Here is a 12064-nt window from a genome sequence, read left to right on the forward strand (position 1 = left end):
TTCAGTTGCCGCCCGCGAGGATTGCCAGCAGCAGCTCCGCGCGCACCCGGGCACTGTCCAGATCGCAGCCGAGCAGGTCCTGCGCGGTGGCGATGCGCTTGCGCAGCGTGTGCCGGTGCACGCCGGTCGCCGCGGCCGCCGCCTCCCACTGACCATTCGCCTCGAGATAGGCGCGTAGTGAGATCAGCAGTTCGGTGCCGTGCGCGGAGTCGTGATCGGTGAGCGGGGTCAGCATCGTCTTGGCCAGGGTGTCCAGCACCTGGCGGGTGGAGTCGAAGGACAGTAGCGATCGGCCGGTGAGCGCACCGAATTCCGATGGCGCACTACCGCGTTCGGCGGCCGCGGCGGCCAGGGAGGCGGCCTCGGTGGCGGTGACCAGCTCGGGCAGCGGATGCTCACCGCTGAGGCCGAAGCGGACCGCACGGCTGGTGCCGGGGGACAGATCGGCGGCGAGTTCGCGAGCGAAGGCGACGGCCGCGACTCCGGGCAACACCACACGGACGCGACGGTCGATCAGATGCAGGAACAGCGGATGCCCCGAGCGCACGGCCATACTCTCGGCGACCGAGCGAATATCGTCGACCGCGTCCAGGGTGTCGCAGTCGGCGGCGAGCACTCGAATACGGCCGGCGGCATCGGCGGCCTGCGCCAGATGCGTCCAGGCGGGGGCCAGGTTGGTCTCATGACTGAGTAATAGGCCCAGCACGGTGCTGTTCAGTCGGTGCTGGGCCTCCCATAGTCGGGCGGGTTTCTCGAAATCCAAGGCCAGCAATGAGTTCGCGTGGCCGAGCAGGATCTGGTCGACGGCGCTGAGCGGGGCGGGGCTGACCACGACCAGGTCTCCGTGCACGCGGCCGCCCACACCGATGCGCTGATGGGTGATCGACTGGCCGTGCACGGTGTGCACGCCGCTGGCGGCCGCCGGATCCGAGGCCAGGGCGGTGCGGACGGTGTGCAGCAGTTCGTCATCGGGGGCGTCGGGGTGCACATCGGTGATTCGCGTATCGGCGTCGAGCACCAGGACGGTCGCGCGCAGTGAGGTGGCCAGTTCCCGAACTATCGCCCGCGCACCGGATCGAACCAGCGCCCGGGTCATGCGGGGCTGGGCCCGCGAGGCGCGCAGTAGCGCGTCGTATTGCAGCTGCGCCGAACGTTCGGTGACCCTCTTGACGATGGCCGCGAACGGGGTCGGCAGCGGCACTTCGAAGAGCGGGATGCCGATATCGTCGGCGGTCCTGATCATGTCTTCCGGTATCTCCGGGTGACTGAGCCCGATTCCGAAACCGACCGCGGCGACGCCTCGTTCATTGAGTCTGCGCAGGTAGGAGGCGCGGGCATCGGGCGTGGCGGGTAATCGCATACCGGTGGTGAGCACCAGTTCGCCACCGGACAGCCAGCGGAAGGGGTTCTCCAATTCGGTGGTGATGACCAGGTCGATGGTGCGGCCGATGCCCGCGGCACCGCCACGCAATGGAATCGCCAGGTCAAGCTGGGACAGAACCCAACTCACCGGTACCGACACAGGACCCCTTTCGCAGATTTGCGAGTGTACAGATTGTCGATGACACGCCCCGGCAATAGCCGTTTCGGCACTCACCTACCGGCGAGTCACGGGGTTGAATCGAACACGGTGTTGAATCGAACACGGGGTTGAATCGACCACAGCGTTGAATTCAAACGCGTGCACACTGTCCGAAAGCACGCACAAAAGCACACCGCGCCTTCCGGGAGATGAACAGTGACCTCAGCATCGAGTCCCGTGCTCCAGAACTACATCGACGGCGAGTTCGTCGCGTCGTCCGGTACTTCAACCCTCGACCTGGTGAATCCGGTCGACGAGAGCGTGGTCGGGCAGGCCCCGATCTCGACCCCCGCCGATGTGGACGCGGCCATGACCGCCGCCGCCCGCGCCTTCACGACCTGGGGAAAGACGACACCGGGTGCGCGCCAGGCGGCGCTTTTGAAGCTGGCCGACGCCATCGAGGCGCACAGCGAGGAAATCGTCGCGGCGCAGTCCCGCAATACCGGACAGCCCAAGGCCGTTATCGCGGCCGAGGAGATCGCGGTCAGCGCCGACCACATTCGCTTCTTCGCCGGGGCCGCAAGACTTTTGGAGGGTCGCGCGGCCGGGGAGTACATGGAGGGATTCACCTCGCATGTGCGCCGCGAACCGATCGGCGTGGTGGGCCAGGTGACGCCGTGGAACTACCCGTTCATGATGGCGATCTGGAAGATCGGTCCCGCGCTCGCCGCCGGGAACACCGTGGTACTCAAGCCGAGTGATACGACACCGGAGAGCACATTGGTGCTGGCCAAGATCTCGAAAGGCATTCTGCCGGACGGAGTTCTGAATATCGTGCTCGGTGACGCGAGCACCGGTGAAGCGATCGTGAATCATCCGACACCCGGTCTGGTGTCGATCACCGGATCGGTGCGCGCGGGTATCGCGGTTGCCGGTGCGGCGGCCACCCAGCTCAAGCGCGCGCACCTGGAGCTCGGCGGTAAGGCCCCGGCCGTGGTGTTCCCGGATGTCGATATCGACGCTGCCGCAAGCACTATCGCCGAGGCGGCGTTCTTCAATGCCGGACAGGACTGCACCGCGGCCACCCGGGTACTGGTGCACGAATCGATTCACGATCAGCTCGTCGACGCGCTGGTGCGCAAGGCCGAGACGGTCAAGCCGGGTCTGCCCGATGATCCCGAGACGTTCTACGGGCCGCTCAACAACGTGAACCATTTCGAAACCGTCATGGGCAAGTTGGCGGCGTTGCCCGGGCACGCCAAGGTCCGTACCGGCGGGCAACGGGTGGGGGAGCGGGGCTTCTTCATCGCGCCGACCGTGATCACCGATGTGCGCCAGGATGATTCGATCGTGCAGGACGAGACCTTCGGGCCGGTGCTGACCGTGCAATCGTTCAGCGATACCGAGCAGGCCATCGAACTGGCCAATGGTGTGCGCTACGGCCTGGCCTCCAGTGTCTGGACCCGCGATCACTCGACCGTCGAATACCTCACCCGCGCACTGGATTTCGGTGCGGTGTGGGTCAACTGCCATATTCCGCTGGTAGCCGAGATGCCACACGGCGGGTTCAAGCAGTCCGGGTACGGCAAGGATCTCTCGATGTACAGCGTCGAGGAGTACACCCGGATAAAGCATGTCATGAGCGCCCACTAGTACGCCGATCCACCGGCAGCCCTTCACTTTTCGACCGGGAGTTCAGCACCGTGACCGAGATCGCCTACCGTCTGCCCCAGCAGCGCATTGTGAGCACGGCGCTATCTACCGGATGCCCATGTCGTATCCGTACCGTGACGAATCGACACTGACGAGTGATAGGCCGCGCAGCGGGTGATTTCGCGCATCGAGAACCAACTCGCTGGCCGCCCTGGAGCAGCTGCGTGCACTCGATTTATGCTCGCGCGCGCGAACTCGAAGCCATCGCCATGCCGCGACTGCGAGCCCTCGCGCAGGAGACCGGCGTTATCGGGGATGTGCGCGGGCGCGGGGCCATGCTCGCCATCGAGATTGTGAAGCCGGGCACGGGATTGCCGGATCCCGTGCTCACCAAGGCGGTGGCGGCGGCCGCGCTCACACGGCGCGTAGTGGTGCTGACCTGCGGCACCTACGGCAATGTGATTCGGCTGCTGCCACCGCTGGTCATCGGCGATGCGCTGTTCATCGAGGGGCTGGGTGTGCTCGCTGAGGCTCTGCGCGCGGAGATCGCCTGAGACTTCAACGACGTCGAGCCGGGGAGCCCTCGCCGGTCCGGCAGCGCTAGGCAGGCTGCCGATAGACCACGGCTACCGGGATCTCACGAGTCGTATTGCGCCGGTAATCGTCGAACTGCGGCATGAGTTCGACCATGCGCTCATACAGGTCGTCGCGCTCGGCGCCGGTCACGAATTCGGCCTTGCCGGTGTAGGTTTCGTCGCCCAGCTCGACCGTCAGCTCGGGATTGGCGCGCAGATTGTGGTACCAGGCCGGATGCTTGTCCGCGCCGCCGTTGGAGGCGATGATCGCGATGCGCTCACCATCGGGGACGTACACCAGCGGGTTGGTGATCTCACGACCCGATTTCGCGCCCGTCGTCGTAATGAGGACCATATTGGTGCGGCCTTCGAACGGCCCGCCGACGCGTCCGCCATTGGCCCGGAACTCTTCGATCACACTGTCGTTGAATGCGTTCATCTCATCCGCCCTCTCGTAGTTACCCCCGCACCAACCTGGGGCGCGGCCGTGAAATTCCGTCTCCGGATGATCATGCCGTAGCGGTGGACAGGACCGTGGCAACCATCTTCCGAACGGCAGCGGGCTCGGGTGGCGTGCCGGTCCGATCGGCGAACAGGAGATGGCCCGCGCCGATGAGCGTGGGGGCGAGGGTGTCGATATCGGCCTGCGGGGTGAGGCGGCCCAGATCCCGTTCGGCGGTGAGATAGTCGGCGATCATGACGGTGGCATCCGAGAGCAGGGGGACGCCTATCGGGCGGCTTCGGCGTAGTCGGATGCGTAGTTCGTCGCGGAAGATGATCAGACTGACAATGGCCACCGCGACCGGGCCGAAGACCTTGGTCACCGCATCGGCGAGGTTCGTGTCGACGGTGCCGGTGCCCGCGGATTCGCGCAGTGTGGCGGCGTCGTGGCCGAGGCGGGCGATGCGGTCGCGGACGAGTTCGGTGAGGAAATCGTCGAAGTCGGAGAAGTGGCGGTGCAGTACGCCTTTCGCGCAGCCCGCCTCATCGGTGACGGCGCGACTGGTGAGCGCGCTCGGCCCGTCCCGCGACAGCACGCGTTCGGCGGCGGCGAACAGTTGTTCGCGGACGTCACGCAGGGCTACGCCGGTCGGCACCGTAAAACCTTCTCTCCCATAGGCACTCGTGCGGCACTCGTTGACGAGTGGGCATGTGCCCACTAGAGTGGGCACATGCCCACAATACCGTATGAACCGGCAGATCACCCCAGGCCGGAGCCGCATTCGCACCGCCAGGTCGCCGAATCATTCGGCGTGGACGCCGGTCGGTACGACCGGACCAGACCGCATTACCCCGAGGCCATGGTGGCGCGCATCGTGAACGAGAGTCCCGGGCGCGAGATGCTCGATATCGGTTGCGGCACAGGCATAGAGGCACGGCAATTTCTGGCGGCGGGATGCACGATCCTGGGCGTCGAACCCGATGCGCGCATGGCGGAGTTCGCCCGCACAACGGGGGTGACGGTCGAACCGGGCCTGTTCGAAAGCTGGGATCCGGCCGGTCGGCAATTCGATGCGGTCATCTCCGGGCAAGCGTGGCACTGGGTCGATCCGGTGGCCGGAGCCGAGAAGGCCGCGGCGGTCCTGCGGCCGCACGGCAGGTTCGCCGCCTTCTGGAATGCCGCCGAACCGCCCGCCGAGATCACCGAGGCGTTCATTACGGCGTTCCGGCGCGCACTACCCGACTCGCCGTTCGATGTCGCGGCAATGCGGTTGGGCCGCAAGGGATATCCGGCGTTGACAGATCGGGCGATCGACGGCATTCGCAAGTCGGGCCTGTTCGCGGAGCCGGAACTATGGAGATTCGACTGGGAGCGGTCCTACACCCGGGCCGAATGGTTGGATGTCCTACCCACTCAGGGCGCGCTCACCCGACTCACAGCGGAGCCGCTCGCCGATGTCCTGAACGAGGTCGGCGAGGCGATCGACGCACTCGGCGGCAGCTTCACCGTGCGGTACGCGGCCGTTGTCGTCACCGCGACCCGCGACTGAGAGTCGCTTGAACTCGTACGCGCCTAATCGCTTTCGAAGCCGTGGGCCTGGGCGACCAGATCGTAGAAGGCCCAGACACCGCCGGTGTGATACGAGTCCGGATGCTCCGAGCCGCCCGTGAAGGGATAGGGGGTCGCGATATAGACCTCGCCGTCATTGAGCGGCCCGAGGCGGCGGCGAATGGCCGCAACGTGTTGGGGTTGAAGGATGTAGGTGATGAAGTCGGGGTCGAACAGCACTCGATCCACGAAAGCGGAGATATCGCTGAAGACGCCGTAGTCCTTGGTGCCGGGGAAGTACGGGTCCAGGACGCCGTATTCGCCGGTGCGAGTACTCATGAGAAAGGCGTGCCCGAGGTCGGTGTAGCCGACGACACGGTCGAACCGGGGGAACTGAGGTGCCCAGGCCGGCATCACCTGATCCAGGTGATGCGGTCCGACGAGTTTGAAGTGCACGCTGGTCACTGGCTTCATCCAACCAGAGGGGTCGCGCATCACCGCGGGTGGCATCCCCGAGCCGTGCTGCCGAGAACTCCGCAGTGGATTCGGGTCACTCGGCTTCGTGGGCGGCTTCGTAGTCTGCTTCGAAGTGGCGCTCGCGACGGCTTTCGCGCACCTTCCAGACGATCAGTCCGATAATGATCACGACGGCGACACCGATGGCGATATCGCGGCCGACGGTTTTGGCGACCCGCTCGTAGGAGTTGCCCGCGACGAAGCCCAGGACCACGAAGGTTGCGCCCCAGACGATTCCACCGAAGGCATTGAAGGCCAGAAAGCGGCGGTAGGGCATTTTCGAGGTGCCCGCCAGGGCGGGCATCATGGCGCGGAAGAAGGCGGTGAAGCGCCCGAAGAAGACCGCCCACCCGCCGCGCTTGGCCAGGAAGTCCTGCGCCTGCTCGACCCGGCCGCGATGCTTGTCGAGCATCCGAACGCCGAGAAGTCGCGGTCCGACCTTCTTGCCGACCTCGTATCCGACACTGTCGCCGACGATCGCGGCGATCACCACCAGCAGGATCATCGCCCAAAGCTGGACGTGCCCTTGACTTGCCGCGACCCCGCCGAGCACCGCCGCCGTCTCACCGGGCACCACGAAGCCGACGAAGATGGCGTCCTCCACGAACACCAGCGCGGTGACAATGACGTAGATCCACACCGGCGCGATGTCCAGGATCCGGTGCAGCAGCGAGTTCATGCCCGCCACGCTACCCAGTCCGCACCGCGGGCCGGACACCGAATGCCCTCGGCCGCAATGGGACAGCGAGGTCGAACCGTGCGGGCAGCGCGCTCCTCGACCGGCAATCGCACGGCGAGCACCGCACCGAGCGGACCCGGAAACCACCGTTCGAGCTCCTCGCGCCGCAATTCGACGAGCTTCACGCGATCCCGGATTACTCGAGCGGCGCCGATTACGTCATCGACGACGAAGCGATCAAACGGTGTGAAACTCGCCGGAATAGGCCTTGCTTGGAGTGCACTCCAGCTCATTACGGTGATCGTATGAGCAAAGTTTGGTTCATCACCGGAGTCTCACGAGGATTCGGCCGGGAATGGGCGCTCGCGGCCCTGGAGCGCGGCGACAGCGTCGCGGGCACCGCGCGAGATCTGAGCACCCTCGACGATCTGGTCGCCAAGTATCCCGACACCTTCCAGGCGATCCGATTGGACGTCACCGACCGCGACGGCGATTTCGCGGCAGTCCAGCAGACCGCGGAACGCTTCGGCCGACTCGATGTGGTGGTCAACAATGCGGGCTTCGGCCAATTCGGCATGATCGAGGAGCTCAGCGAGCAGGAGCTGCGCGCCCAGTTCGAAACCAATGTCTTCGGTGCGCTTTGGATCACCCAGGCCGCTCTTCCCATTCTGCGCGCCCAGGGGAGTGGCCACATCCTGCAGGTCTCCAGCATCGGCGGCATCTCCGCCTTCCAAAACCTCGGCGCCTACCACGCCTCCAAGTGGGCTCTGGAAGGCTTCTCCCAATCCCTGGCCCAAGAGGTGGCCCCCTTCGGCATCCACGTAACCCTCATCGAGCCGGGCGGTTTCGGCACCGACTGGGCTGGCCCGTCGTCCAAACACGCCACCCCTCTCGAGGCCTACGACCCGGCTCGCGAGGCCCGCTCGCGCCAACGCGCCGCCAATCGGAGCGGCGACCCCACCGCGACCCGGGACGCGATCCTGACGGTGGTGGACGCCGAGAATCCGCCGCTGCGCATGTTCCTCGGCGAGATCCCCCTGCGGATCGCCACCGCCGATTACGAATCCCGCCTCGCCCTGTGGCGCGAATGGCAGCCCGTCGCCGCTGCCGCCCAAGGCAATTGACTACCGCGGTGCGACCCTGACCCTGGTTCCCTGATCCTCGCGAGGGCCGGGCAGGGTCGCACCGAAGCCCTTCAGCTCACGTGCGGTGTGACCATCCTCGAAATGCGAACCACCCGGACCGTAGCGGCCGATCACGCGATGGTCGGCATCCCAGAGAAGTCCTCGAAGGGGCAGGCCGAATCGGGTGGCGAATTCCGCGGTGTCGAAGGGGGTCACGAGTTCGATTTCGTGGCGGCGGGCGATATGGGAGGCGTAGGACTGTAGAGCGGTTGCGAAAGCATTTGCGGCACTGATCGTCTCGACCACCGCGGACCAGGTGTCGCAGCGGGGGCAGTGCCAGGCCGCGCGGTCGCAACCGCCGGTCACGCCGATCTCGGGTATCTCGCCGCCGGTGCGGCTGCCGAGGGAGATCGGGGTGGAGTCCCGGGCCGCCCAGACCATGTCGCGCCAGGCGGCGAGTACGTCGAATCCGTTGGGGGACGGCGGTTCCGGTGCCGACGGACCCACGAACATGGCGCCCGGGCACAGGACTCGACTGGTGTCCCGCGCGTAGCGATAGCCCTCGTCGAAGGTGTGCACCAGACGCATCTGTTCCATGCGTTCGGTGATCGGCAGGCCGTGCCAGTCGCGGCCGCAGTGGGGGCACAGCTCACGGGGCGCGTGATACCAGGACCGGGATTCGTACGCGGCGAGTTGGTCGCCCACCAGGCGATCGATGCGGTCGACGATTTCGCGGTCGATCATGATCGCGAGGATAGCCGGTGTGGGTGATTTGTCCGCAGAGGCGGACCGGGTAGCCAGGTGCGGATCAGGTACGAGTACGGCCGCGCCAACCCCAGAACACATTGACCAGACCGGCGACGAAGACTATCGGGCCGATGATCGACCAGGTGACGGTATTGCTCATCGCGCTACCGGAGATGACGCCGAAACCCTGGAGCGACCAGAGCAATCCGAGCAGAGCGAAGATGACGCCGAGCGCGACACGGATGGGGCTGCGCATAGCGGGGCCTTTCGTTGACACCGCCGGCGGGCGGCTCCCGATTCAACAGTAACCGCCTCGGGTGGGCGGGCAACCGAACGCGGTGGATAGTGGAGTCGTGCCCATCGACAAGACTTCCGAGTCGCAGGATTCGGGCGCGCCCGTCGGGCGACGGGTGGTGCTCGGGTTGCTCGCCGCCGGAGCGGCGGGGGTACTGGGCGGGGCGTCACTGCAACGCGGGCTGGCGGCGGTACTCGGGCCGATCGGGAATCACGATCCGACCGGCCTGGTCGGACTGCTGCCGGTGGGAAACACCTTCCGCTTCTACTCGGTCACCCGTGGTGCGCCACGACGCGATGCGAGTAACTATCGGCTCGACATCACCGGTCTGGTAACCACCCCGCGCAGTCATACGCTGCCCGAGCTGCAAGCCATGCCGCAGACGACCTTCGTCCGCGACTTCCAATGCGTCACCGGCTGGCGCGTGCCCGAAGTGCGTTGGAGCGGAGTCCGATTGGCGGACCTGCTCGACGGCGCGGGAGTCGACAAGACCGCGACCGCGGTGCGATTCACCTCCTTCGACGGCACCTATACCGAAAGCCTCACCCTCGACCAGGCCCGCCGCGATGACGTCATCGTCGCCCTCGAGATGATCGACGGCCCGGTCACCCATGACCACGGCGGCCCGGTGCGGCTCTACGTCGCGCCCATGTACGGGTACAAGAGCTGTAAATGGCTCTCCGGAATCGAACTCACCCGCGAGGTGGTCCCCGGCTATTGGGAGCACCGGGGCTACTCCGTCGACGGCTGGGTCGGTGCGTCGAATGGACGTGATGATGACCCGACCGGCTGATCTGCACCGCTTCGCGCGGGCCGAACGATGGGTGCACTGGCTGATCGCCGTCCTCGTGCTCATCTGCGTAGCAACCGCCGCGATCCTCTACAACGGATCGCTGGCGGTCCTGGTCGGCAATCGGCACGCTGTCGAAATCGTGCACGTCTATTCGGGTTTCGCGCTTCCGGTGCCGCTGGTGCTCGGCCTCGCCTCCCGCGCCTACCGAGCGGATCTGTCCCGGCTGAATCGGTTCACCCGCGCCGATTGGCTGTGGTTCCGCTCCAAAACCCGTCGCCTGGCGGGCATGGACGTCGGCAAGTTCAATGCCGGACAGAAGCTCAACGCCGCGCTCAGCGCCGGATCGATCCTGGTTCTGTTCGGCACCGGCACCATCATGTTCTTCCCCGACTGGACCCGCCTGGCCTGGCGCACCGGCGCCACCCTCATGCACGACTGGTTCGCGCTCGCCTTCGGCATTCTCGTGGTCGGCCATCTCATGTACGCGCTACGCGATCGAGAAGCCATGCGCGGCATGCTCACCGGCGATGTCGCCAAAACCTGGGCGGCCGACGAACACGAACTCTGGGCGGCCCAGCAGGAAACCACCGACGAGTCCAGCTGAGCCTCGGTCAACGGGAACTCCGCCCGCCGTGGCGCTCGGCACGGTTACCTTCGGAGCAGCCCCACCGTTCGGCGGGGCCGATTTCGTGAGCGGTGTCGAAAGGTGCGGGCATGTCGCACAAGGTTGTTCAACGGGTAGAGGAGCTCGCCGCGCAACTCGCGGCGCACGCCGACGAGACCGAGCGGGCGGGCAAACTCTCGGAGAAGAGCGTCGAGCTGGTGCGCGACGCCGGGGTCATGCGAATGCTGCAACCCACCGATTTCGGCGGATACGCCGCGCACCCCAGGGATTTCGCCGAGGCGGTGATGGCGGTCGCGGCCGCCTGCGGTTCCACCGGCTGGGTGTGCGGGGTCGGCGGCGTGCACCCGTGGGAGATGGCGCTGATGGATCGCCGTCTGCAGGAAGAGGTTTGGGGCCAGGATCCGGACACCTGGATCGCGTCACCGTACGCACCGCAGGGTGTGGCCACCCCCATCGACGGCGGATACATTCTGCGCGGCCGCTGGAGTTTCTCCTCCGGTACCGATCACTGCGACTGGATCTTCCTGGGCGCCATGATCGGCAACCCGGACGGTACGCCGATGATGCCGCCGCGCACCCTGCACGTGGTGCTGCCGCGCGCGGATTACACGATCGTGGACGACTCCTGGGATGTCATCGGGCTGTGCGGGACCGGCAGCAAGGATGTCATGGTCGACGGCGCGTTCATTCCGGAGTACCGGACCATCGATTCCGAGGAGGTGGCCTCGGGCACCATCGCCGCCGATCGCGCCGGGCGCACCGAGACCGTGTACCGCCTGCCGTTCTGGGCCATGTTCCCGCTCGGCATCACCGCCGCGGTGATCGGTATCGCCGAGGGCGCGCTCGCCGCGCACCTAGACTATCAACGCAATCGCATCACGGCCATGGGCACCGCCATCAAGGACGATCCGTACGTGCTCTACGCGATCTCCGAGGCCGCCTCCGAGATCGCGGCCTCCCGTTCACAGCTGCTCGACGGCATCAGCCGCCTCTACGATCTCGCCGACGCGGGCAAGCCCATCGCCTTCGAGGATCGTTCGGTGGTGCGCCGCAATCAGGTGCGCTGCGCCTGGCGCGCGGTCTCGGCGGTGGATGAGATCTTCGCCCGCTCCGGCGGCAACGCGGTACGCAAGAACAATGCGCTGCAACGCTTCTGGCGGGACGCGCATGTCGGGTTGCAGCACGCCATCCACATCCCGGGCTCGATCTACCACTCGGACGCGCTCACCTCGATGGGTGTGGAGCCGCAGGGCATGCTCCGCGCCCTCATCTGAAACGCGACTTCCCGCGGAGACAGCGAAGGCCCCCGGTTATCAACCGGGGGCCTTCGTGGAGTTGCCCCGCCGTAATCATGGGTTCGATCAGGGTCGAGAGCTGTTCGTATCGATATGGATACCGTCATCGCAGATGCCAGTGACACTGGCGCGTCGCGCGTCGGACGCGCTGTTCACCGTTGAGACGCAAGGCAGTCGGTAAGCCGGGAAATTCAGCTTGCGACCGGCCGGAACAGCAAAAACGCTCGCACTGCTACCCCGGCATCTATGA

General features: G+C 66.1%; 14 protein-coding genes and 1 pseudogene. 7 read left to right on the forward strand and 8 right to left on the reverse strand.

Features of this window, described 5'->3' with window-relative positions; translation table 11 throughout:
- Position 1: 1 nt before the first annotated feature.
- Positions 2-1522 (reverse strand): PucR family transcriptional regulator, encoded by a 1521-nt coding sequence (locus tag OHB26_RS30965; RefSeq protein WP_442942757.1) that lies wholly within the window; start codon positions 1520-1522, stop codon positions 2-4.
- Positions 1523-1738: 216 nt separating this feature from the next.
- Here OHB26_RS30965 and OHB26_RS30970 point away from each other — a divergent pair, with 216 nt between their 5' ends.
- Complete coding sequence (locus OHB26_RS30970) at positions 1739-3175, forward strand: aminobutyraldehyde dehydrogenase (protein ID WP_330180794.1); 1437 nt, start codon at positions 1739-1741, stop codon at positions 3173-3175.
- Positions 3176-3374: 199 nt separating this feature from the next.
- A pseudogene (locus OHB26_RS30975) lies at positions 3375-3729 on the forward strand (aminotransferase class III-fold pyridoxal phosphate-dependent enzyme); the annotation flags it as partial.
- A gap of 46 nt (positions 3730-3775) precedes the next feature.
- Here the strand turns inward: OHB26_RS30975 and OHB26_RS30980 are convergent.
- The gene (locus OHB26_RS30980) at positions 3776-4189 is read right to left on the reverse strand and encodes a nitroreductase family deazaflavin-dependent oxidoreductase (RefSeq protein ID WP_330180795.1); all 414 of its coding nucleotides are present in this window, start codon (positions 4187-4189) and stop codon (positions 3776-3778) included.
- A 70-nt stretch (positions 4190-4259) separates the two neighbouring features.
- On the reverse strand, positions 4260-4847 hold the full coding sequence (locus OHB26_RS30985) for a TetR/AcrR family transcriptional regulator (protein WP_330180796.1): 588 nt from the start codon (positions 4845-4847) through the stop codon (positions 4260-4262).
- Between the two features lie 75 nt (positions 4848-4922).
- Between OHB26_RS30985 and OHB26_RS30990 the strand changes: the two genes are divergently transcribed.
- Positions 4923-5741, forward strand: a complete 819-nt coding sequence (locus OHB26_RS30990) for a class I SAM-dependent methyltransferase (protein WP_330180797.1) — start codon at positions 4923-4925, stop codon at positions 5739-5741.
- Between the two features lie 23 nt (positions 5742-5764).
- Here OHB26_RS30990 and OHB26_RS30995 read toward each other — a convergent pair whose 3' ends face one another.
- From OHB26_RS30995 to OHB26_RS31005, 3 genes are all read right to left on the reverse strand, one after another.
- Positions 5765-6205 carry a hypothetical protein gene (locus OHB26_RS30995; protein ID WP_330180798.1) on the reverse strand — a complete coding sequence of 147 codons (441 nt, stop codon included), beginning with the start codon at positions 6203-6205 and terminating at the stop codon, positions 5765-5767.
- 85 nt (positions 6206-6290) lie between these two features.
- Positions 6291-6935, reverse strand: coding sequence for a DedA family protein (locus OHB26_RS31000; RefSeq protein WP_330180799.1), 645 nt, complete (start codon positions 6933-6935; stop codon positions 6291-6293).
- Positions 6932-7228, reverse strand: a complete 297-nt coding sequence (locus OHB26_RS31005) for a hypothetical protein (protein ID WP_330180800.1) — start codon at positions 7226-7228, stop codon at positions 6932-6934. The genes OHB26_RS31000 and OHB26_RS31005 overlap by 4 nt, the downstream gene beginning before the upstream one ends.
- A gap of 12 nt (positions 7229-7240) precedes the next feature.
- Here OHB26_RS31005 and OHB26_RS31010 point away from each other — a divergent pair, with 12 nt between their 5' ends.
- Complete coding sequence (locus OHB26_RS31010; RefSeq protein ID WP_330180801.1) at positions 7241-8059, forward strand: SDR family oxidoreductase; 819 nt, start codon at positions 7241-7243, stop codon at positions 8057-8059.
- Here the strand turns inward: OHB26_RS31010 and OHB26_RS31015 are convergent, their stop codons facing one another.
- Together OHB26_RS31015 and OHB26_RS31020 are read right to left on the reverse strand one after the other, a co-directional pair.
- The gene (locus OHB26_RS31015; RefSeq protein ID WP_330180802.1) at positions 8060-8803 is read right to left on the reverse strand and encodes a hypothetical protein; all 744 of its coding nucleotides are present in this window, start codon (positions 8801-8803) and stop codon (positions 8060-8062) included.
- A 64-nt stretch (positions 8804-8867) separates the two neighbouring features.
- Positions 8868-9062, reverse strand: coding sequence for a hypothetical protein (locus OHB26_RS31020; protein ID WP_330180803.1), 195 nt, complete (start codon positions 9060-9062; stop codon positions 8868-8870).
- A gap of 97 nt (positions 9063-9159) precedes the next feature.
- On the opposite strand from OHB26_RS31020, the gene OHB26_RS31025 reads away from it, so the two are divergent.
- The 3 genes from OHB26_RS31025 (at position 9160) to OHB26_RS31035 (ending at position 11793) form a co-directional block, all read left to right on the forward strand.
- Positions 9160-9894: a molybdopterin-dependent oxidoreductase gene (locus OHB26_RS31025; protein ID WP_330180804.1), complete on the forward strand. Its 735-nt coding sequence runs from the start codon at positions 9160-9162 to the stop codon at positions 9892-9894.
- Positions 9875-10498: a cytochrome b/b6 domain-containing protein gene (locus tag OHB26_RS31030; protein WP_330180805.1), complete on the forward strand. Its 624-nt coding sequence runs from the start codon at positions 9875-9877 to the stop codon at positions 10496-10498. Before OHB26_RS31025 ends, OHB26_RS31030 begins: the two co-directional genes overlap by 20 nt.
- 110 nt (positions 10499-10608) lie before the next feature.
- Positions 10609-11793 (forward strand): acyl-CoA dehydrogenase family protein, encoded by a 1185-nt coding sequence (locus tag OHB26_RS31035; protein ID WP_330180806.1) that lies wholly within the window; start codon positions 10609-10611, stop codon positions 11791-11793.
- Positions 11794-12064: the final 271 nt, after the last annotated feature.

The organism is Nocardia sp. NBC_01503 (genome assembly GCF_036327755.1).
Classification (GTDB): domain Bacteria; phylum Actinomycetota; class Actinomycetes; order Mycobacteriales; family Mycobacteriaceae; genus Nocardia.